Raw genomic sequence first — 20,442 nt, 5'->3', positions numbered from 1 at the left:
ACGTCGACCACCTTGGCCTCGCCGACCTCGCCGGTGGCAGCCGCCAGCACGGCCGCGCGGGCCGCGGCGTCGACCGGGGGCAGTTCACCGCCCAGCGCCGCGGGCACCAGGTCCGGGTGGGCGAGGGCCGCCGCGGCCGCGGCGTGCGAGGCGACCACCCAGTGCCCGGTGCGGCTGCGCCACACCGGTCCGGGGGCGCGCACAGCGGCGGCCGCGGCGGCCGGGTCGTGCTGGTGACCGCGCAGCAGGGCGGCGTACGCGTCGCCATGGGCGGCGAGCAGCCAGTGCAGGCCGCGGGTGAGCTGGGTGGTCCGGTCGAGCGCCGGGCCCTGGTCGAGGTCGTGGTCCGCCGTGAGCATTCGGGCACCCTTCGTCGCTGCCGTCGATCCCCAGGTTCGCCCGGTGCGCTTGAGCGGCACCCGGACAGCAGTCGAGAACCGGTCCCACCGCTGCTGCAGCGATCTCCGAGGGCGGGCGCCGACGCTGGACCGGGGTCGGCGCGCACGGCGGCGACCGGGGCGAGGGGAGTCCGATGACCGCGGAAGTCGATCGACGGTCGGTGCCGCTGACCGGGGTGTGGGCCACCGACCTGACCACCCACAGCGACCCGCGCGGGGACTTCGTCGAGTGGTACCGGGCGAGCAGGCTGACCGGGGACACCGGGGTCGCCTTCGCGGTGGCGCAGGCCAACGCGTCGATCTCGGCGCGCGGGGTGATCCGCGGCGTGCACTACTTCGCCGACGACGACGGCCAGGCCAAGTACGTCACCTGCGCGCACGGCGAGGTCGTCGACGTGGCGGTGGACCTGCGCCTCGGGTCGCCCACCTTCGGGCGGTGGACGGCGAACCGGCTGTCCCAGCGCGAACCCGGGGCGGTGTACCTGCCGCGCGGCATCGGCCACGCCTTCGTCGCCCTCACCGAGCGCGCGGTCATGCAGTACCTGTGCGACCGGGAGTACGTGCCGGGCTTGGAGCTGACGATCCACCCGCTGGACCCGGAACTGGGGCTGCCGTGGCCCACCGACCTGCCGCGGATCATCTCCGATCGGGACAGTGCGGCGCCGACGCTGCGGGAAGCCGCCGAGGCGGGGCTGCTGCCGCGGTACGCGGGCTGAACCGGCGCGGCGGGGCGGGCACCGGTTCGCGGTGCCCGCCCCGCCGCGTGCTGTCGGTTGCCGGGATTGCCGCGGTGGTGACCGCGTGGGCTCCGCTCAGCCCCAGGTGAGCGGATCGAGGTGGAGGTAGAAGCGCAGGCGGTCGGGGTCCACGGCGGTGCCGTACCGCTCGGCGAACGCCCTGTCCTGGACTTGCCCGTGCTCCTCGTCCGCCCACGTCTCCCGGGCGTTGGCGAGCAGCAGCGCCAGGTCGGCGTGGCGGTCGGCCAGTCCGAGGCGGCCCAGGTCGAGGAAGCCCGACACGTCCAGGGTCCGCGGGTCGAGGACGATGTTGGGCAGGCACAGGTCCCCGTGGCAGACGACCGTGTCGGCGGCTTCCTGCTCCCGGCGCCTCGGGACCTGCCGGGTGAGGCGGTCCAACAACTCCGCGGTGGGCGTGTCCTGCTGCTCGACGGGGAGGAACTCCGGGTTGACGGCGTCCCGGGCCACGACGTCGCGCGCCACGGCGACCACGGTGTTCAGGCTCCGGCTGAAGGGACACCGCGACACGGGCACCCCGTGCAACCGGCGGACCGCGTCCGCGATGTGCCCCCAGGCGACCCGCAGGTCCTCGGCGGACACCTGGTCGGCGGGTGTTCCGGGGACGGCGCTGGTCACCAGGCAGGCGCCGGCGGCACCGGCCTGCCAGTCGAGCACCCGGGGACCGGGCACGCCCTGACCGCCGAGCCAGGCGGTCCGGTCGCGCTCGGCCGCGAGGTCGGCCGCACCCGCGGCGGGCACGCACTTGGCGTACCGGGTGGCGTCCGCGCTGCGGAAGACAGCGGCTCCCGACTCACCCGCGGTGACGGGCGACCAGTCACCGCCCCCCACGCCGAACAGCACCGGCGACACGGCCTGAGAACCAGGGTGACCGCTCATGGCGGCCACCCTAGCCGGCCTGGGGTTGGAAGGTCCTCGCCACCACCGCCGCCGGGCGTGGTCCGGGCGGAACGGCCTAGGACATGTCCTCAAAGCCCGGGATTTTGCTGGTATGCCCGGCTGGGTGGATGTGCTTGGCCGGGGCCCCTATGGCGATCATGTGCCCAGTGTGACCGAGTGGGGCTGAAGGGATGCCCCACAGCCCGAGCAGGCTTGCACATGATCGCCACCCCCACCCAAACACATCCACCCACCCGGGCAGGGGCGTAGCCGGGCCTGCGGTTTTCAGGTGGTCGGCTTTGAGGACAGGCCCTAGGGGCGGTCGTCCCGGGTGACCCGGCGGTGGTGGACGCGCAGCTCCCCCGCCTCGAAGACCAGGTGGTCGTAGGTGACGCACATCAGGAACAACCGCGGTTCACCGCCGCGCGGGGTGGCGATGATCTGCGCGTAGGTGCGGGTGGTGAGGCTGCCGTCGTCGTTCGGGGTGAGGTCCAGCGACACCAGGACGTGGCGGTGTTGTTCGCCGATCCCGTCCAGCCGCGCCTTGGCCTCCCGCGCGCCCGCCGCGAGGGCCTGCCTGCCGACGATGGGTTCGGGGGCCGAGGGCGGGGCGAAGACGCCGTCCTCGGTGAACGTCTCCGCCCACTCCGCCGCGGCGCCCGAGTCGAGCAGGTGCATGTGGTGGGCGTAGAAGTTCTGCACGCGCGCGTAGAGCTCGCCGAAGGTCAGTTCCCGCACCGGTGCCCCGGTCTGCGCAGTGGTCATCCCGCGTCCTCCGCTCAACTGTCCACAGTGGTCCACCCAGGGTCGTGCACGGCGCTCAGGAAGCGGTCGAGGACGGCACGGAGCGGCTTCCACCGGTCTTCGGCCCCGGCACGACCACCCGTGGTGACGGTGGTGGTCGCCCCGGTCCGGGGCACCGCCGACGAGAGGAGTGACCCGTGAACCCGGGTGGAGCGCTGCGCTTCGGCGCGGTGGCGCTGATGTGGGGCTCGACGTACTTCTGGATCAAGCAGGCGCTCGGGGGGCTCTCCCCCGGCCAGTTCAGCTTCCTGCGGGTGCTCGTCGGCGCGGTGGCGATGGCCGCCGTCGTCGTGGTGGCCGGTGCGGTGCTGCCGCGCGGGCCGGGGGTGTGGTTGCGGTTGCTGCTGATCGGTTTCCTCACCAACGCCCTGCCGGTGCTGCTGGTGCAGGTCGTGCCGGACGCCACCGGGGCCGACGTGGGGGTGGTCTCGGTGTTCAACGCCAGCGTGCCGCTGTGGGTGCTGCTGCTCGCGCCGCTGGCCCGGGAGCCGCGCACCACCGCGCGGTTGGCGGCCGGGGTGCTGGTGGGGTTCGCAGGCATCCTGCTGGTCTTCCCGCCGTGGGAGCAGGCCGACCGGTGGCTCACCTGGGGGTCGCTGGTCAACTTCGTGGCCGCGGTCGCCTACGGGGTGGCGATGGTGGCCATGCGGCGGTTGATGGTGGCGGCGGAGGTGTCGCCGCTGGTCCTGTCGGCGACGCAGGCGTTCTTCGGGGTCGGCTGGGCCGCCCTGGCGATCCCCTACCAGGGGTGGGGCGCCGCGCCGGAGTGGTCGACGCCGGTCGTGGTGTCGCTGCTGGTGCTGGGGGTGCTCAACACGGCCGTGGTGTTCACCTTCTTCACCCGGCTGGTCCTCGACGAGGGCGCGCTGCGGGCGGGCACGGTGCTCTACCTGGTGCCGATCGTGCTCGTGCTGGGCAGCGCCTGGCTGGAGGGCACCCCGGTCACCACCGTCCAGGTCATCGGCATGGCCGTGGCGGTGGTGGGCGTGGTGATCGCCCGGCTGCCCGGCGCCCGGAGCGCGCCGGTGACCCCGGCCGCGCAGCCCGAACCCACCGCGATCCGCTGAGGAGCCCCAGATGTCCGCAGTCCTGACCCCCGCGACCGCGCCGCCCGGTTCCGCCCGCGCGGCGGCCGGTCTGGTCGTCCTGGTCGCCGCCCAGGCGATGGTCCTGGTCGACGAGATGATCGTCAACATCGCCCTGCCCGGGCTGAGCGGGGCGCTGGCCACCACGCCGCAGCAGCTCTCCTGGGTGCTCAACGCCTACCTGCTCACCTTCGGCGGCCTGCTGCTGCTCGGCGGCCGGGCGGGCGACATCCTCGGCAGGCGCCGGGTGTTCCTGGTGGGCGTCGCCCTGTTCACCGTCGCCTCGCTCGCCCGCGGCCTGGTGCCCGACGCGGGCACCCTGATCGCCGCCAGGGCGGTGCAGGGCGTGGGGGCGGCCCTGGTCTCGCCGTCGGTGCTGGCGCTGGTCATCGGCATGTACCGGGAGGCGGGGGCCCGCAAGCGCGCCATCGCCGTCTACACCGCCGTCGGTGGTCTCGGTGCCGCGGCGGGGCTGCTGCTGGCGGGGGTGTTCACCTCCGTGGGGTCCTGGCGGTGGGTGCTGATGCTCAACGTGCCGGTCGGCCTGCTGATCCTGGCCGCCGCGCCGTTCGTCGTGCGCGAGACCGCCCGGCGCCCGGGGCAGTTCGACGTGGCGGGTGCGCTGACCTCCGCGCTCGGCGTCGCCGCCCTGGTGTGGGCGCTGTCGGCGGTCGGCTCCGAGGGGTGGTCGAGCCCCGCGGTCCAGGTGGCCACCGCGGCGGGGGTGGGGCTGCTGGCGCTGTTCGTCGCGGTCGAGCGGCGCGCGCGGCAGCCGGTGGTGGCGCTGGGCCTGCTCGCCGACCGGCGGCGCGGGCTGGCCTACCTGGCGGTGCTGCTGGTGCAGGGCGGGCAGATCGGGCAGCTCTACTTCCTGACCCAGTTCCTCCAGCAGGGCCTGGGGTACTCGGCGATGCTCGCGGCGCTGTCGTTCCTGCCGGTGACCGCGACCCTGCTGGCCCTGGCGGGGGTCGTCGTGCGGTTGGAGGCCCGGTTCGGGCCCCGGCTGCCGATCGCGGTCGGGGCGCTGGCCCTGGTCGCGTCGAACCTGCTGCTGTCGCGGGTGGACCTGTCCGCCGCCTACGCCGTCGACGTGCTGCCCGCCCTGGTGCTGCTGGGCGCGGGCATCGCGTTCGGCACCATCCCGGCCACGATCGCGGGCACCTCGGGGGTCGTGGAGGCCGAGTACGGGTCGACCTCCTCGGTGGTGACGACGGTGACGACGGTCGGCGCGTCCCTGGCGCTGGCCACGCTGGTGACCGTGATGACGGCCGCGGCCGAGGGGGCGGCGGACCCGTTCACGGCGGGCATGTCCGCGGCGTTCGTGGCGGGCGCCGCCTTCGCCGCCGCGACGCTCGTGGTGGCGCTGCTGATGCCGAACAGCCCGGAACAGCGTTGATCGAACAGCGTTGATCGAACAGCGCTGACGAACAGGAGCGGCCGGTGGTGGGGACTCCCCCACCACCGGCCGCTCACGTGTGTCAGCGGGTGTGCGCGTCGAGCCAGTCGAGCGCCCTGGTCTGCCACTGGGGCGCGGTGCGGTGCAGGTTCAGGGAGTGGCCGGTGGCGGGGACGACCCACGCGGCCAGGTCCGCGGTGCGGTAGTGGCGCCGCTCCTGGGCCAGCAGGGCGGCGGAGCTGGTGCAGTCGCTGCCGATCCCGCCGCAGACGACCCTGTCCTGCTGCCCGACGACGATCAGCGTCGGCACGCCGATGGCGGCGTTCTCCTCGGGGGCCGGGTAGGAGCTGCTGTAGACGTCGGGCTGCTTGGTCAACTCGTCCAGCAGCAGCACCCGGCGGTCCGTTGTGGACAGGTCGTAGAACCACCGCGAACGGGCGCCGGGACGAGTGGTGTAGTACCCCTCGTCGAGGCCGCGGCGGCGCAGCAGCGGGTCCTCGGTGACCGGGTGGACCACCTGGTCCCACGGCAGCTCGGCGGCGAAGGCGGCCTCACCGGTGAGGAGCAGGGCGTCGACCGAACCCGGCTGGTGGATGGCCAGCGTCCTGGCGAGGGTCGAGCCGTAGGAGTGCCCGACCGCGACGACCGTGCCGAAGCGGTGCCCGGCGAGCCCGGTGCGCACGCGCCGGAGCACCTCGCCCAGCACCGCCTCCTGCGTGTCGGGCGCGTACCCGGTGCTCGGCGGCGCGGAACTGGCACCCGCGCCGAGCCGGTCGAGGACGAGCGTGGCGGAACCCCGGGCGAGGGCGGCCTCCACGTAGGACGGGCGGGCCGGGTCACCGCGCAGCCACCAGTACGCCTGGCCGTAGGTGCCGCCGGGGACGAGTACGTGGACGGTGGTCGCGCCGCGGGGGGCGCAGAGCGTGGCGGACACCCGCAGGGTCGGCGGGGCGGACGCGGTCAGCGGGACCGGCACGCTCACCGCCGTGCAGCGGGCCGGGGTGGCCGAGGCGGGGGCGGCGGTGGCGGTCAGCGCGAGGGCAGAGGTGGCGACGATCCGGGTGAGGGTTCTGCGCACCGGGGGTACCTCCGGGGGTCTGGGTGCGAACAGGGGACTGCCCCGGCGGAGGGAGAGGCCCGCCGGGGCAGTCTCGGTCTGTTCCAGCGTGGAACGGACCGCTCGTCAGTCGCTCAAGGACGCGTAGCGGCGCACGGCCAGCGGCAGGAACACCGCCAGGATCACCAGCGGCCAGACCACCGCCATGAGCGAGGCGTTCTCCACCACCCACGAGTCGCCGCCCCAGCCGGGGTTGCCGAACAGCACCCGGGTGGCCGTCACCGTGGACGACAGCGGGTTCCACTCCGCGATCGCGCCCAGCCAGCCCGGCATCGTCGACGGCGCGACGAACGCGTTGGACAGGAACCCCAGCGGGAACTCCAGGGTCTGCACCCCCGCGACCGCCTCCTGCCCGCGCATGACCAGGCCGAGGAAGATCCCGACCCAGATCAGCGCGAACCGCAGCAGCAGGATCAGGCCCATGGCGCCCAGGGTGGCGCCGACCGAGCCGTTGGCCCGCCAGCCGATCGCCAGGCCCACCAGCATCATCACGACCAGGGTGACGACCGCGAAGAGCATGTCGGCCACCGCCCGCCCGATCAGGATGGCCGCGGGCGCCATCGGCATGGAGCGGAAGCGGTCGGTGACGCCGCGCTCCACGTCGGTGGAGATGGCGATGGTGGTCATGCTGATGCCGAAGATCATGGTCATGGCGAACATGCCCGGCATCAGGAACTCGCGGTAGCTGCCGCCGTCCGGCACGGCCATGGCCCCGCCGAAGAGGAAGGCGAACATCAGGACCATGACGATGTTGAACGCCAGCGAGGCGATCAGGGTGGCCGGGTTGCGCACCCAGTGCGCCAGGCTGCGCCCGGTCAGGGTCACCGAGTCGGCCAGGACGTTGCCCAGGCCGCCGCCGGTCGCCGCCGGGGCGGGCCGGTCCAGGGTCGCGGTCACGCGTTCACCTCCTGCGCGCCGGTGCGCTCGGCGACCGGTGCGTCCTTCTTGCCGTTCTTCCTGCCCTTGTTCTTCTTCTCCGCCTTCGCCGCCGCGGCGGCCTCCTCCTCGTTGACCGGCCTGCGACCGGTGAGGTGCAGGAACACCTCGTCGAGGGTGGGGCGGCGCAGGGCGATGTCCTCGGCGGTGACCCCGGCCGCGTCGAGGGCGCGGACGACCTCGATCAGCGAGGTGTCGCTGTTGGCGACCCGCACGGAGAGCTTGCGGTCCTCCTCGTCGAGCTCGGGGGTGCCGCCGGTGAGCTGCTCGACGGTGCGCGCGGCCAGCGCGAGCTGCTCGCGGTCGTGCACCGCGAGGTCGATGCGGTCGCCGCCGGTCTTGGTCTTGAGCTGGTCGGGGGTGCCCTCGGCGATGACCCGGCCGGTGTCGATGACCGAGACCCGGTCCGCGAGCTGGTCGGCCTCGTCGAGGTACTGGGTGGTCAGCAGCACGGTGGTGCCCTGGCGCACGAGGGCGCGCACGGCCTCCCACACCTCGTTGCGGCCGCGCGGGTCGAGGCCGACGGTGGGCTCGTCGAGGAAGAGCACCGACGGGGCCAGGATCATGCCCGCGGCCAGGTCCAGCCTGCGCCGCATGCCGCCGGAGTAGGACTTGACCGGCTTGCCGCCGACCTCGGCGAGGCCGAACTGGTCCAGCAGCTCGTCGGCGCGCTGCCGCGCCGCCTTGGCGCCGAGCCGGTACAGCTTGCCGAACATGACCAGGTTCTGGTGCCCGCCGAGCACCTCGTCGACCGCCGCGTTCTGCCCGACCAGGCCGATCCGGTAGCGCACCTGCGCGGCGTCGGTGGCCACGTCGTACCCGGCCACCTCGGCCCGGCCGCCGTCGAAGCGCTGCAGCGTGGCCAGGATGCGCACCGCCGTGGTCTTGCCCGCGCCGTTGGGACCGAGCAGCCCGCACACCGTGCCGCGCGGCACGCTCAGGTCGAAACCGTCCAGGGCGACCTTGTCGCCGTACCGCTTGCGGAGGCCTTCGGCCACCACCGCGAGATCGCTCGAACCCACTGTTGCTCCCCTTCCGTTCGTTCCGCCGGAAGTGCATCGGCGTACAGCATACGGTACATCATGTCGTACGTCGTACGCCAATCGATGCCCGGCCGGGTCCCCAGGAGTGCGCGACGAGCGCGGATCAGGCCGGGCCGGACCCCATCGCGCGGTGCTCCACCAGCGCTTCGATGCCGTCGAGCAGGCGCTCCAAGCCGAAGTCGAACGCGTGCTCGGCGGGGTAGGCGGTGCCGTGCGCGCTGCCCGCCGCGGTCCCGACCTTGGCCGCGGTCGGGTACCGCTCGACGTCGACGACCGAGGACAGCAGCGGCCCGTAGACCAGCCACCACTGCTCGTCGGTCATCCCGGAGCCGCGTTCGAGCCGCAGCGCGTCCACCGCGCGCCGCGCCGCGCCCTCCGCGTGGTCGGACACCAGGCTGACCACCGAGTCCATTTCCAGGTCCGACAGCCCGATGCCCTCGACCGCGCGCAGCTCGAACTCGTACTTGGCCAGCGCGTTGGGCCCCAGCGACGGCCTGCCGGAGGGGATCTGGAGCATCCAGGGGTGCCGCAGGCGCAGGGCCCAGTTCTCCCTGGCCACCAGCTCCAGCTTCGGCCGCCAGCCGCCCTCGATGTCGTCGGGCTTGGCCGTCTCGCCGTAGACCGTGTCGAGCATGACGTCGATCAGCTCGGCCTTGCCCGGCACGTAGGTGTAGAGCGACATCACCCCGACCCCGAGCGTCTGGGCCACCTGGCGCATCGACAGCACGCCGAGGCCGTCGGCGTCGGCCAGGTCGATCGCCGTCAGGACGATCTTCTCCACGCTCAGGTCGGACCGGCTCCGCTGCTTGGACCGGCGCTGATCGCCCCACAACAGCGCCAGGCTCCTGGCCGGGTCACCACCACGGTCGACTCCCGTCGCCACCAGCACGCACCTCCCGGACCGTATTATGTACGATACACGATACGCGATCGTGGCCCGGGGCGGTGGACAGCCGTCACGCCGCCACCGGTGCCCGCCACGCGCCCTCGCCCAGCCAGTCGGCGAAGGTGCGCAGGCCCGGGTGCAGCGCGCGCACCGCGGGGATGTCCGCGGCGTAGCCGTCGGTCTGCAACCACTCGAACATGACCGCGATCTCGGGCGCGTACGGGATGTGCGGGTTGCCCGCGACCTCCGCCAGGGTCAGCGGGGCGAACCGCGCGGGCAGGCCCGCCGCCGCGCCGAAGGCCGCGGTGATGCCCGCCGCGGTCAGCTCGTCGCCCGCGATCTCCAGCGCGGTGCCCGCGAACCGCCCGGGGTCGGCGAAGGCCAGCGCGGCGATCGCGCCGATGTCCGCGGCGGCGATGAGCTGCACCCGGGTGTCCGGGCGCAGCGCCAGCCGGACGACGAGACCGCCGTCCTCCAGCGCCGGGCCGTGCGCGGCGAAGTTGTCCATGAAGAACGTCGGCCGCAGCACCGTCGCCGGGACGGCGAGCGCGGCCAAGTGCCGCTCGACGGCCCGCTTGCTGTCGAAGTGCGGGACCCCGCTGCGGCGGTCGGCCCCGCCGACGGAGCTGTAGACGACGTGCTCGACACCCGCCGCCGCAGCCGCGTCGGCCACCGCTCGGCCATGGCGGACCTCACCGCCGAGCCCGGCCGGGGTCATGAACGTCTGCACGCTGAACACCCCCGCCGCGCCCGCCATGGCCGCGCGCAGCGACACCGGGTCGTCGAGGTCCCCGCGGACGAGTTCGGCCCCCTCGGCGGCGATGGCGGTCGCGGCCGGGGAAGCGGGGTCGCGGACCAGGGCGCGCACGCGGCGGCCCGCCGCCAGCAGCGCGCGGGCGGTCGCACCGCCCTGCACACCGGTGGCACCGAGGACCAGGATCGTGTCGGTCACGGTCGTCCCCCTCAGCCGAACGCGGCGGCGTGCTCGGCCGCCCAGGCGTGGAACGGGCGGGGCGGGCGGCCCAGCAGCCGCTCGGCGGTGCCGTTGGGCCTGCCCCACGGGACCTCGCGGCTGCGCAGCGCGGCCACGTTGCCCTCGGCCACGACCGGGTCGCTGCCCGCGGCGGTGAACGCCGCCACGGCCTGCTCGGCGGCGGCGACCTCGAAGCGGATCGGCCTGCCCGCGGCCCTGGCCAGGATGCGCACCTGGTCGCCGGAGGTGAGGGTCTGCGGACCGGTCAGCTCGTAGGCGAGCCCGTCGTGGCCGTCCTCGGTGAGCGCGCGGACGGCGATCGCCGCCACGTCGTCGGGGTCGATCGGGGCGCCGGGGCGGTTGCCGACCAGGCAGCGCACGGTCCCGGTCCCGCGCACGGAACCGGTCCACCACAGCGCGTTGCTGTGGAACGGGCCGGGGCGCAGGAACGTCCACCGCGCGGTCGCCGCGGCGACCTCGGTCTCGGCGGCCCGGTGCTCCTCGGCGATGCGGTGCGGCACCGGGTGCACCACGCTCGACGACGACAGCAGCACCAACCGCGGCGCGGCGGCGGTCAGCGCGGCGGTGAACCCGCGCACCTCGGTCTCCACGTCGCCCACCAGCACCAGGAAGACCGCGTCGACGCCATCGAGCGCGGCGGTCACCGCGGCGGTGTCGCCGGGTGAGCCCACCGCCAGTTCAACGCCGTCGGGCAGTTCCGCGGCCGGGTTCCTGCTCAGCGCCCGGACCCGTTCGCCGCGCTCCAGCAGTCGGGCCAGCACCCGGCCGCCCACCCTGCCGGTCGCTCCGGTCACCAGGATCATCTTGTCCTCCATCCGCTCGGTGTTCAGTCCCGCCAGCCGCGCTCGGACGGCCAGGGTTCGTCGAGCTGTCGGTACGTGCCGAGGTAGTCGGGCCAGTCGCGGTGGTCGCGGACCTTGCCGTCGACGAGCTTGAGCAGGTGGACCTGCTCGCCGGAGAACACCCGCCCGGTGGCGGGCAGGCCGACCAGGTCACCGACGTGGCGGCCGTAGAGCACCAGGTACGCCCGCACCCAGTCGCCGCGCTCCTCGTAGCGGACCTCCTCCAACCGGACCTCCTCGGAGAAGGTCATCCGCAGCCACTTCACCGCCATCTCGAACGCCGCCGGACCGATCAGGTCGGTGTGCTCCAGCGAGGCCGGGTTCTGGTAGTCGGCGTGGATGTACTCCGCGACGTCGGAGGTGTCACCGGTGTTGTACGCGCGCACCATCCGGCGCACGACGTCGATGTTCGTGCTGTCGATGTTCGTGCTCACGCGGGCACCACCTCGGCCGCCACGCGCAACACCGGGCGGTAGAGGGCGGGGTCGGAGGTGGACAGCGCGCGCAGCGCCGCGGCGTGCGGGGCGAACCCGGGCGCGGACACCGCGGCGCGGAAGGACTCCGCGTCGGTCCACTCGGCGACGTTGACGTACTCGGTGCCCGCGCCCGCGTCGACGGCGCGGAGCAGGGTGTGCCCCAGGAAACCCGTGCGCTCGGCCATGAACCGGGACGTCTCGGCGAAGGCGCGCTCGAACTCCGCCGGGTCGGCGGTCAGGGTGAACCGGTTGACGAACGTGACCGGCCCGTCAGCGGGTTGTGCTGGCATCGCGGGTGTCCCCTCCTGCTCGGCTGACCGGCCTGCCCGGTCCGGTTCCCACCGTCGGCCCGGCCGATCGCACCGGGCTCGAAGACGGCTCGACGGTCCTGTGCGCCCGGTCGTCGACCGGGGCTCAAGCGCGCGCTGGGACGGTCGGCGCGAGCAGAAACCCCTTGCAGCGAGGAGAAGTCATGGACGGGCAACAGCGACCGGCCGCCCTGGTCACCGGGGCCACCAGCGGCATCGGGCTGGCGGTCGCCCGCGCGCTGGGCACCGCGGGGCACCGGGTGTTCCTGTGCGCCAGGGACGCGGAGAAGGTCGGGCTGACCGTGAAAACCCTGCGGGAGGAAGGGATCTCCGCAGAGGGGACCTCGGCGGACGTGCGCGACCCGGGTCAGGTGCGCGAGCTGGTTGCCGCGGCGACGGCGGCGTTCGGCCCGGTGGGCGTGCTGGTGAACAACGCCGGGCGCAGCGGCGGCGGCCCCACCGCGGGCATCGCCGACGACCTGTGGACCGACGTGATCGAGACCAACCTGAACAGCGTCTTCCGGGTGACCAGGGAAGCGCTGACCGCGGGCGGGATGCTCGCGGCGGGCTGGGGGCGGGTGGTGAACATCGCCTCCACCGGCGGCAAGCAGGGCGTGGTGTTCGGGGCGCCCTACTCCGCGTCCAAGCACGGCGTCGTCGGGTTCACCAAGGCGCTGGGCCTGGAGCTGGCCAAGACCGGGATCACGGTGAACGCCGTGTGCCCGGGGTACGTGGAAACCCCGATGGCGCAACGGGTCCGCGAGGGCTACGCGCGGATGTGGGACGTCACCGAGGACGACGTGCTCGACCGGTTCGAGGGCAAGATCCCGCTGGGCCGCTACTCCACCCCCGAGGAGGTGGCGGGCCTGGTCGGCTACCTGGTGACCGCGACCGCCGCCTCGATCACCGCGCAGGCGCTCAACGTCTGCGGCGGCCTCGGCAACTACTGAGCCACGATCCCCGGAGGAGGGAACGCAGATGAGCACCATCCACGAGACCGAGCACCGCGTCGAGGTCGACGCGCCCGCGGCGCTGGTGTACCGGATGATCGCGGACGTGGGCAACTGGCCGGTGGTGTTCCCGCCGACCGTCCACGTCGAGCACGTCGAACGGGGTGAGCGCGGCGAGCGCATCCGGATCTGGGCCACCGCCAACGGCGCGGTGAAGGGCTGGACGTCGCGGCGCGACCTGGACCCGGGGGCGCTGCGGGTGCGGTTCCGGCAGGAGGTGTCGCAGCCGCCGGTGGCCGCGATGGGCGGGGAGTGGATCGTCGAGGAGCGCGGGCCGCTGGCCTGCGCGGTGCGGCTGACCCACGACTTCGCCGCGGTGGACGACGACCCGGCCGGGGTGGAGTGGATCTCCGCCGCGGTGGAGCGCAACAGCACCGCGGAGCTGGCCTCGCTCAAGGCCGCGGCGGAGTCGGCTGAGCGGCGGGCCGCGCTCACCACCACCTTCGACGACGTCGTGCGGGTCGACGGCGCGGTGGAGGACGTCTACGACTTCATCAACGAGGCGGGCCTGTGGTCGCGGCGGCTGCCGCACGTGGCCACGGTGCGGCTCACCGAGGACACCCCCGGCATGCAGTTGCTGGAGATGGACACCCGCACGGCCGACGGCGCCACGCACACCACCAAGTCGGCCAGGGTGTGCCTGCCGCACGGGCAGATCGTCTACAAGCAGTCGGTGACGCCCGCGCTGATGTCCGTCCACACCGGCCGGTGGCGGTTCGAGGAGGTCGACGGCGGGACCGTGGTGACCTCCACGCACACCGTGGTGCTGGTGCCGGAGGCGATCCCGACCGTGCTCGGGCCCGAGGCCACGGTGGACACCGCGAAGGAGTACGTGCGCACCGCGCTGGGCCGCAACAGCACCGCGACGATGCTGGCCGCCAAGGCGTACGCGGAGGGCAGGCGGGCGGCGGTCGCCTGAACACCGGGTGGCGCTGTCGGGGCGCGGTGCCCCCGACAGCGCCACCGGACCGCTCAGGTGACGGAAAGGCCGCCGTCGACCGCGATGACCGCGCCGTTGGCGTAGGCGGCGCCCGGCTCGGCCAGTGCCACGACCCACCAGGCCACGTCGCCCGGTTCGCCGACCCGGCCCGCCGGGATGCGCGGCAGCATCGCCGCGAGGATGCCGTCGTAGGTCTCCCTGGGCATGCCCGCGCGCTCGGCGACCCCGGTGTCGACCAGCCCCGGCGCGATCCCGACCACCCGGACCCCGCGCGGCGCCAACTCCACCGCCCAGGTCCGGGTCAGCGCGTCGAGCCCCACCTTGGTGGCCGCGTACACCGCGCTCTCCGGCAGGGCGCGCAGGCCGATGCACCCCGCGGAGCCGATGTTGACCACGGTGCCCGCCGCCGCGGCGAGGGGGTCCAGCGCGGCCTGGGTGAGCAGGATCGGCGCGATGAGGTTGGTCTCGACCTGGGCGCGCACCGAGACCGGGTCGAGCTTGCCGAGGATGTCGAACCCCGTGACGGCGGCGTTGTTGACCAGGACGTCGATGCGGCCGAACTCGCGCAGCGCGGTGTCGACGACCAGGGCGGGGCCTGCGGGGTCGGTGATGTCGGCGGCCAGGGTGCGGACCGCCGGACGCCCCCGTGCCGCCTCGGCCAGCGCGTCGGGCGACCTGCCGACCACCAGCACCCGGTCGCCGCGGTCGGCGAACGCGTGCGCGGTGGCCCGGCCGATCCCGGTGCCGCCCCCGGTGATGACGATGCCGCGTGGCGGCTGCTGTGGAGAGGTCATGGGCCGACCGTAGGGCGGGTCGCCCCGAAGCCACTCGAACCTCGGTGTACCGCCGGGGCGCGGGTTTCAGTACACCCTGGTGGTGTCGTTCGGGTTCGACCAGCGGATGTCGACGACCTCGGCCAGCAGCGCCCCCCGGCCGTGCGAGCCGTCGGCGCCGAGGATGGCCTGGTGCACCTCGCGGGCCCGGCTGCCCGGCTCCAGGCCGAGGTCTTCGACCAGGTTGTCGCGCAGCCTGCGGAAGACGTCGAGCGCCTCGGCCCGCCTGCCCAGGCTGTGCAGGGCGATCATGTGCTGGGCGTGCAGGCCCTCGTGCAGCGGGTTCTCCACGGTGAGCGCGACCAGCTCGGTCAGCACCTCGTGGTACATGCCCAGCCGCAGTTGCGCGCCGACCATGTGCTCCAGGGCGACGAGCCGCGACTCCTCGATCTGCCTGCGCTTGGACTCCAGCACCCGACCGCCCTGCACGTCGAGGAACGCGGGCCCGCGCCACAGCCGCAGCGCGGAGTCGAAGGTGCGCACCGCCTGCAGGTCGTCGCCCGCGAACAGGAACTCCCGCGCGGCGGCCACGGTCACCTGGTACTCGTGCAGGTCCAGGGTGCCCGCGCCCAGTTCCAGCACGTAGCCGCCTGCCCTGGTCTGCAACAGGCGCCTGGCGACCTCGGCGGTGGGCAGGCCGGTCGTCGACGCCAATAACTTGCGCAGGTTGAGGATGTAGGTCTGCAGCGTGGTCAGCCAGCTCACCGGCGGCTCGTCGTCCCACAGCTCGCGCATCAGCAGCGAGACGGGGACGACCTGGCCCGCGTTGACGATCAGGGTGGTGAGCACGTTGCGCAGTTTGGGTGCGCTGGGGGTGCGGACTTCGGGACCGCACCTGAGGTAGAGCGGCCCGAGAACACCGACGTCGATTCCGCACCCGTACTGGTCGGCATTTTCGGTGGTTTCTTTCCGAACAACTCGCGCGAAGGACAATGGAACCCCACTGTGTCGATTCGGCTGGGTCAATTCGGCGAGCGGACACCTCGGACGCGGTACGGGGTTGACCGGTCGCGCCCCCGATTCGGGCGCTTCGCTCCGCCGACCGACCCGTACCGGACCACGATGTCCGACTCCCCCCGTGGCCTGGGCCGGGAGTGGCCGCTCCACCACCGTTCCCCGACCCGGGCACCACCCAATAGTGCTCAAAGCGCGTTGGCGTGTCCAGGAAGCGCGCACCGGCCCGAGCACCCCCCACCCGCGCCGATCGCCCCTTGAGCGAACCTCTAGAGGCCATGGTCACGAGCTGATCCGGAATGAGACATTTAGGCCACGAGTTCCCTGTCGTATGCAGTACGGCCGGGGTCGCGGCGTTCGCGCCGGAACCGCGAATCGACGCCCAGCAGGCAAAAACAATACTCAGCGTCACCGGTTTTATCGGAGTACGACCGGGTCCGCGGCGGGCGGTGGACACACCTCCCCCGCCCCGTGTCCCACCGATGGCTCAACAGGTGGTCCCAATGGCGGACTCGGGCTGTCACCGGCCGTGAGAGCGCGAACGAAATTCAGATCGAATGCGCAGCAGTGATGTCGATCACTTTTCCCCGCCTCCGTTCACGTCGAGCCAATCTCCAACCCGCTTCTAGCCCGCGCCGCGACGCTGGTCCGGACAGCAGGAGGAGGTACTGGTGCGGATCATCGATCTGTCCTCGCCGGTCGACGCGGCGGCCTACGAGCCCGACCCGGTGGTGCACGAGGTGCTCAGCCCGCGCGAGGGCGCGCTGCACATGGCCGCCGAGATGCGGGCGCACTTCGACGTGGAGTTCGACCCCGACGACCTGCCGGACGGGGAGTTCCTCTCCCTGGACCGGCTCACGCTGACCAGCCACACCGGCACGCACGTGGACGCGCCGTCGCACTACGGCAGCCGGACCCGCTACGGCGACGGCGTCCCCCGGCACATCGACGCCATGCCGCTGGAGTGGTTCCTCGCCCCGGCGGTGAAGCTGGACCTGACCGGGCACGGCACCGGTGTGGTCGGCGCGGTGGAGCTGGAGAAGGAGTTCGCCAGGATCGGGCACACCCCGGGCGAGGGGGAGATCGTCGTGCTCGACACCGGGGCCGCCGCGCTGGCGGGCACCCCGGCCTACTTCACCGACTTCACCGGCCTGGACCGCCACGGCACCGAGCTGCTGCTCGACCTCGGGGTCCGGGTCATCGGCACCGACGCGTTCAGCCTGGACGCCCCGTTCACCGACATCATCGCCCGCTACCGGGAGACCGGTGACCGCGAGGTGCTCTGGCCCGCGCACCTGGCCGGGCGCGGCCGGGAGTACTGCCAGCTGGAGCGGTTGGCGAACCTGGACGAGCTGCCGGTGCTCGGCGCGCGGATCGCCTGCTTCCCGGTCAAGATCGCGGGCGGTGGTGCGGGCTGGACCCGGGCCGTCGGCCTGCTCGACGACTGATGGCCGGGACCGCACCCGCCTTCGCGGCGGCGATCGGCGGGCACCCGCCGGACGCGCCCGCGCTGGTGTGGCGCGACACCGCGACCGGCTACGGGGAGCTGTGGGCGGCGGCGCTGCGCGAGCGCGACCGCGTCCGCGCGCTCCCGCTGCCCGCCGGGGCGCCGATCGGGCTGCTGGTGGACAAGTCGCCCGCCGGGGTGGCGCTGGTGCTCGGCGCGCTGCTGTCCGGGCGGCCCGCGCTGCTGCCCCCGGCGAGCCTGCCCGAGGCCGTGCTGCACGAGCTGTTCGCCTCGTCGGGCTGCGCGTGCACCATGTCCCCGGACGCGGTGGCCGGTGTTCCCGGCGCCGGGCCGCCGCAGGTCCCGGCGGGGACCGCGCTGATGCTGACCACGTCCGGTTCCACCGGTCTGCCGAAGGTGGTGCCGCTCCCGTCCGCGGGGATCGGCGCGTTCACCCGGTGGGCGGGCGACCGGTTCGGCATCGGCGCCGGGACCGCGGTCCTGAGCTACGCGCCGCTGAGCTTCGACCTGTCGCTGCTCGACGTCTGGACGACGCTGGCCCGCGGCGGCACGGCGGTGCTGGTCGACCCGGACGACGCCCTGCACGCCGGGCGGCTCGCCGCCGCGATCCGGCGCTGGCGGGTGGAGGTGGTGCAGGCCGTGCCGATGGTGTTCGGCCTGCTCGCGGGCACGGGCGGGGCGTTCGACTCGGTGCGGCACGCGATCGCCACCGGCGACGCGCTGTCCCCGGACGGGGTGGCGGCGCTGCCCGCCACCTTCCCCTCGGCCCGGCTGCACAACCTCTACGGCTGCACGGAGACCAACGACAGCCTGCTGCACGAGATCGACCCGGTGCGCGACGCCGGGGGCCCGGTGCCGATCGGCACGCCGCTGCCCGGGGTGGCGGTGCGCCTCATCGGCGACGACGGCGCGGAGGTGACCGGCGCGGGCAGCGGTGAGCTGTGGGTGCGCACCCCCTTCCAGAGCACCGGCTACCTCGGTGCGGCGGCGGGCACCGGGCGCTTCACCCACTGCCCCGGCGACCCGGGCGGTCCGGTCTGGTACCGCTCCGGAGACCTGGTCGAGCGGCGGCCGGACGGGGCCCTGGTCCTGCTGGGGCGCACCGACTTCCGGGTGAAGGTGCGCGGGGTGGGGGTCGACCTCGGCGCGGTCGAGGCCGCCCTGTCCGGGCACGCCGAGGTGCTGGAGGCCGTCGTGTTCGCGGTGCCGGAGCGGGTCGGCGGGCGACGGCTGCGCGGCCTGGCCCGACGCACCCCGGGCAGCGCGCTGACCACCCTCGGGCTGCGCAGGCACTGCGCCGCGGTGCTGCCGCGCGGCGCGATCCCGTCCGACCTGCTGATCGTCGACACCGCACTTCCCCGCAACGCCAACGGAAAGCTCGACCGCGCCGCCGTGGCGCGCGAGCACCCGCCCACCCAGGAGGGGGTCTGACGTGCAGCACGCGCACGCCATCACGCAGTTCGTCCTCGACGAGTTCCTGCCCGACGTGGCCGCCGCGGACCTCGACCCGCACGCGGACCTGATCGCCGACGGCGTCATCGACAGCCTGGGCCTGCTCAAGCTGCTGGTGTGGCTGGAGAACGGCTACGGCATCCGCGCCGACGACGTGGAGCTGACCCCGGACCGGTTCCGGTCCGTGGCGGCCATCGACGCCTTCATCACCGCCCACGCCACCGCTCCCGCCGAGGCGTCGTGAGCGCGGCGGTGCACCCGGTGGTCCGGGCGCTGCTGGACCGGGGCGCGGACCCGGACGCGGAGGTCGGCCGGGCCGACTGGCACTCGCTGTGGGACGCGCTCGGCGCCGGTGCGCTGGCCCGGGGGGAGGCGGTGGCGCTGCTGGCGTCGCTGTCCACCCTGCGGCCCACGCCTGCCACCGCGGCGGCCTTCGCCCGCTCGCTGGTCGAGCGGGCACCGGCACCCGGGATCACCTTCCCCGGGGCGGTCAACGTCGTCGGCACCGGCGGCGGTCCGCGCACCTTCAACGTGTCCACCGCGGCGGCGTTCGTCGCCGCCGCCGCGGGGACGCCCGTGGTCAAGAGCGGGTCGCGGTCGCGGACCAGCGCGCACGGCTCCTACGACCTGCTCGACCGGCTCGGCGTCCCCCGGACCCGGTCGCACGCCGAGACCGCCGGCGCGCTGGACCGCCGCGGCATCGCCTTCACCGGCGACTTCGTCTACCCGGTGGAGCTGGCCGCCCTGGTCCGGGCGGTGCTGCCGCTGCCGCCCGGGCCGCTGGTCGGGTTCGTCAACCTGCTCGGCCCGCTGCTGGCGGTGGTGCCGGTGGCCGCCCAGGTGACCGGTGTGGCCGACCGGTCGGCGCTGCCGCTGCTGCGGGCCGTCGCCGACGCGGCGGTGCCGCACCCGGTGTGGCTGTGCGCCAACACCGCGGGTGCCGACGAGCTGCTGGGGTTCGCCGACGACACCATCGACACCGGTGGCACGCCGGTGCCGGTGCCCAGGACCAGTGGTTCGCTCGCGCAGCTTCGGCCGGTGCCCGACGGCGAACTGGTCGAGCACTTCCTCGACGTGCTGGCGGGCCGGGGCACCCCGACCGCGGTCGGCGTGGTGCGGCTCAACGCCGCGGCGGTCATCCGGGCCGCGGACCCGGCCACGACCTGGCCCGCCGCGCTCGCCGGGGCCGAGGAGGCGATGCGGTCGGGGGCGGCGGTGGGGCTGGCGCAGCGGGAGCGCACCGGCCGGGCGGTCGCGGTGGCCCGTGGCTGAGTTCTTCGCGGGCCGCCACCCCGCCGACCCCGGGCTCGCGGTGTTCCTCACCGCGGGCGGCGAGGAACCGGGGGTGCTGGGAGAACTGGTCGGGGTGCTCGACGCGGCCGGGGTGGACTGCCTGGAGCTGGCGGTGCCGTTCCCCGACTCCCCCACCGACGGCCCGGTGCTGCGCGCCGCCGCCGACCGGGCGCTGGCGCGCGGCACCGGGGTGGACGACGTACTCGCCTTCGTGGCCCGGGTGCGCCCCCGGCTGCGGCACACCAGGATCGCGCTGCTCGCCGACTGGCGGCACACCGTGCACCCCGTGGGGGAAGCGGAGTTCGCCCGGCGCGCGGCCGGGGCGGGCGCGGACGCGCTGCTGGTGCACGGGCTGCCGCCGCGGCGGCGCGCGCACCAGCTCGCGGTGGCCGCCGAGGCGGGGCTGCCGCTGGTGGGGACCTGCTACGCCACCTCCCCACCGGAGGTCCTGGCGGCAGCAGCCACCGCCATCACGGCCTACCTCTACCTGGTGGCGCACTACGGCCGCACCGGTACTGCACCGGGCGGCGGGCACGCGGCGCTCGCCGGGGCGGTGGCCGCGGCGCGCGCGGT

At 74.2% G+C, this 20,442-nt stretch carries 22 protein-coding genes and 1 pseudogene; 10 read left to right on the top strand and 13 right to left on the bottom strand.

What is annotated here, in order from left to right:
- A pseudogene (locus L6E12_RS33010) lies at positions 1 to 359 on the bottom strand (hypothetical protein); the annotation flags it as partial.
- Positions 360 to 532: 173 nt separating this feature from the next.
- Here L6E12_RS33010 and L6E12_RS33005 point away from each other — a divergent pair.
- Entirely contained in the window at positions 533 to 1,114 is a 582-nt protein-coding gene (locus L6E12_RS33005) for a dTDP-4-dehydrorhamnose 3,5-epimerase family protein (RefSeq protein WP_236231844.1), read from the top strand.
- Between the two features lie 96 nt (positions 1,115 to 1,210).
- Here L6E12_RS33005 and L6E12_RS33000 read toward each other — a convergent pair whose 3' ends face one another.
- Together L6E12_RS33000 and L6E12_RS32995 are read right to left on the bottom strand one after the other, a co-directional pair.
- A complete protein-coding gene (locus L6E12_RS33000) occupies positions 1,211 to 2,032 on the bottom strand; it encodes an APH(3'') family aminoglycoside O-phosphotransferase (RefSeq protein WP_236231843.1) in 822 nt (273 codons plus the stop codon).
- Positions 2,033 to 2,344: 312 nt separating this feature from the next.
- Entirely contained in the window at positions 2,345 to 2,797 is a 453-nt protein-coding gene (locus L6E12_RS32995; RefSeq protein WP_236231842.1) for a nuclear transport factor 2 family protein, read from the bottom strand.
- 176 nt (positions 2,798 to 2,973) lie between these two features.
- On the opposite strand from L6E12_RS32995, the gene L6E12_RS32990 reads away from it, so the two are divergent.
- Entirely contained in the window at positions 2,974 to 3,903 is a 930-nt protein-coding gene (locus L6E12_RS32990; protein WP_236231841.1) for a DMT family transporter, read from the top strand.
- 10 nt (positions 3,904 to 3,913) lie between these two features.
- Positions 3,914 to 5,317 (top strand): MFS transporter, encoded by a 1,404-nt coding sequence (locus L6E12_RS32985; protein WP_236231840.1) that lies wholly within the window; start codon positions 3,914 to 3,916, stop codon positions 5,315 to 5,317.
- A gap of 82 nt (positions 5,318 to 5,399) precedes the next feature.
- On the opposite strand, the gene L6E12_RS32980 is transcribed toward L6E12_RS32985, so the two are convergent.
- The 8 genes from L6E12_RS32980 to L6E12_RS32945 form a co-directional block, all read right to left on the bottom strand.
- Positions 5,400 to 6,395, bottom strand: coding sequence for an alpha/beta fold hydrolase (locus L6E12_RS32980; RefSeq protein ID WP_236231839.1), 996 nt, complete (start codon positions 6,393 to 6,395; stop codon positions 5,400 to 5,402).
- Positions 6,396 to 6,500: 105 nt separating this feature from the next.
- The gene (locus L6E12_RS32975; protein ID WP_374201986.1) at positions 6,501 to 7,331 is read right to left on the bottom strand and encodes an ABC transporter permease; all 831 of its coding nucleotides are present in this window, start codon (positions 7,329 to 7,331) and stop codon (positions 6,501 to 6,503) included.
- Positions 7,328 to 8,392 (bottom strand): ATP-binding cassette domain-containing protein, encoded by a 1,065-nt coding sequence (locus L6E12_RS32970; RefSeq protein ID WP_236231838.1) that lies wholly within the window; start codon positions 8,390 to 8,392, stop codon positions 7,328 to 7,330. Before L6E12_RS32970 ends, L6E12_RS32975 begins: the two co-directional genes overlap by 4 nt.
- A 124-nt stretch (positions 8,393 to 8,516) precedes the next feature.
- Positions 8,517 to 9,296 carry a TetR/AcrR family transcriptional regulator gene (locus tag L6E12_RS32965; protein WP_236231837.1) on the bottom strand — a complete coding sequence of 260 codons (780 nt, stop codon included), beginning with the start codon at positions 9,294 to 9,296 and terminating at the stop codon, positions 8,517 to 8,519.
- 73 nt (positions 9,297 to 9,369) lie between these two features.
- Positions 9,370 to 10,251 carry an NmrA/HSCARG family protein gene (locus L6E12_RS32960; protein WP_236231836.1) on the bottom strand — a complete coding sequence of 294 codons (882 nt, stop codon included), beginning with the start codon at positions 10,249 to 10,251 and terminating at the stop codon, positions 9,370 to 9,372.
- Positions 10,252 to 10,262: 11 nt separating this feature from the next.
- Complete coding sequence (locus tag L6E12_RS32955; protein WP_236231835.1) at positions 10,263 to 11,087, bottom strand: NAD(P)H-binding protein; 825 nt, start codon at positions 11,085 to 11,087, stop codon at positions 10,263 to 10,265.
- A 32-nt stretch (positions 11,088 to 11,119) separates the two neighbouring features.
- Positions 11,120 to 11,569 (bottom strand): ester cyclase, encoded by a 450-nt coding sequence (locus tag L6E12_RS32950; RefSeq protein WP_236231834.1) that lies wholly within the window; start codon positions 11,567 to 11,569, stop codon positions 11,120 to 11,122.
- Positions 11,566 to 11,901 (bottom strand): antibiotic biosynthesis monooxygenase, encoded by a 336-nt coding sequence (locus L6E12_RS32945; protein WP_236231833.1) that lies wholly within the window; start codon positions 11,899 to 11,901, stop codon positions 11,566 to 11,568. The genes L6E12_RS32950 and L6E12_RS32945 overlap by 4 nt, the downstream gene beginning before the upstream one ends.
- A gap of 182 nt (positions 11,902 to 12,083) precedes the next feature.
- On the opposite strand from L6E12_RS32945, the gene L6E12_RS32940 reads away from it, so the two are divergent.
- Positions 12,084 to 12,869 (top strand): SDR family NAD(P)-dependent oxidoreductase, encoded by a 786-nt coding sequence (locus tag L6E12_RS32940; protein WP_236231832.1) that lies wholly within the window; start codon positions 12,084 to 12,086, stop codon positions 12,867 to 12,869.
- Between the two features lie 28 nt (positions 12,870 to 12,897).
- On the top strand, positions 12,898 to 13,848 hold the full coding sequence (locus L6E12_RS32935; protein ID WP_236231831.1) for an aromatase/cyclase: 951 nt from the start codon (positions 12,898 to 12,900) through the stop codon (positions 13,846 to 13,848).
- Positions 13,849 to 13,901: 53 nt separating this feature from the next.
- On the opposite strand, the gene L6E12_RS32930 is transcribed toward L6E12_RS32935, so the two are convergent.
- Together L6E12_RS32930 and L6E12_RS32925 are read right to left on the bottom strand one after the other, a co-directional pair.
- The gene (locus tag L6E12_RS32930; protein ID WP_236231830.1) at positions 13,902 to 14,663 is read right to left on the bottom strand and encodes an SDR family NAD(P)-dependent oxidoreductase; all 762 of its coding nucleotides are present in this window, start codon (positions 14,661 to 14,663) and stop codon (positions 13,902 to 13,904) included.
- A 66-nt stretch (positions 14,664 to 14,729) separates the two neighbouring features.
- Positions 14,730 to 15,809 (bottom strand): AfsR/SARP family transcriptional regulator, encoded by a 1,080-nt coding sequence (locus L6E12_RS32925; RefSeq protein WP_308075425.1) that lies wholly within the window; start codon positions 15,807 to 15,809, stop codon positions 14,730 to 14,732.
- Between the two features lie 518 nt (positions 15,810 to 16,327).
- On the opposite strand from L6E12_RS32925, the gene L6E12_RS32920 reads away from it, so the two are divergent.
- From L6E12_RS32920 to L6E12_RS32900, 5 genes are all read left to right on the top strand, one after another.
- Positions 16,328 to 17,104 (top strand): cyclase family protein, encoded by a 777-nt coding sequence (locus tag L6E12_RS32920; protein WP_236231828.1) that lies wholly within the window; start codon positions 16,328 to 16,330, stop codon positions 17,102 to 17,104.
- Positions 17,104 to 18,555 carry an AMP-binding protein gene (locus L6E12_RS32915; RefSeq protein WP_236231827.1) on the top strand — a complete coding sequence of 484 codons (1,452 nt, stop codon included), beginning with the start codon at positions 17,104 to 17,106 and terminating at the stop codon, positions 18,553 to 18,555. The genes L6E12_RS32920 and L6E12_RS32915 overlap by 1 nt, the downstream gene beginning before the upstream one ends.
- Before the next feature lies 1 nt (position 18,556).
- The gene (locus L6E12_RS32910; RefSeq protein ID WP_236231826.1) at positions 18,557 to 18,820 is read left to right on the top strand and encodes a phosphopantetheine-binding protein; all 264 of its coding nucleotides are present in this window, start codon (positions 18,557 to 18,559) and stop codon (positions 18,818 to 18,820) included.
- On the top strand, positions 18,817 to 19,848 hold the full coding sequence (locus L6E12_RS32905) for a hypothetical protein (protein WP_236231825.1): 1,032 nt from the start codon (positions 18,817 to 18,819) through the stop codon (positions 19,846 to 19,848). Before L6E12_RS32910 ends, L6E12_RS32905 begins: the two co-directional genes overlap by 4 nt.
- The coding region (locus tag L6E12_RS32900; protein WP_236231824.1) for a tryptophan synthase subunit alpha at positions 19,841 to 20,442 on the top strand (602 nt) is incomplete at its 3' end. The genes L6E12_RS32905 and L6E12_RS32900, both read left to right, overlap by 8 nt.

Origin of the sequence: Actinokineospora sp. PR83 (genome assembly GCF_021056305.1) — a bacterium.
Lineage (GTDB): Bacteria > Actinomycetota > Actinomycetes > Mycobacteriales > Pseudonocardiaceae > Actinokineospora > Actinokineospora spheciospongiae.
The sequence above is the reverse complement of the archived record's forward strand: the minus strand, read 5'-3'. Positions and strand labels throughout refer to the sequence as shown.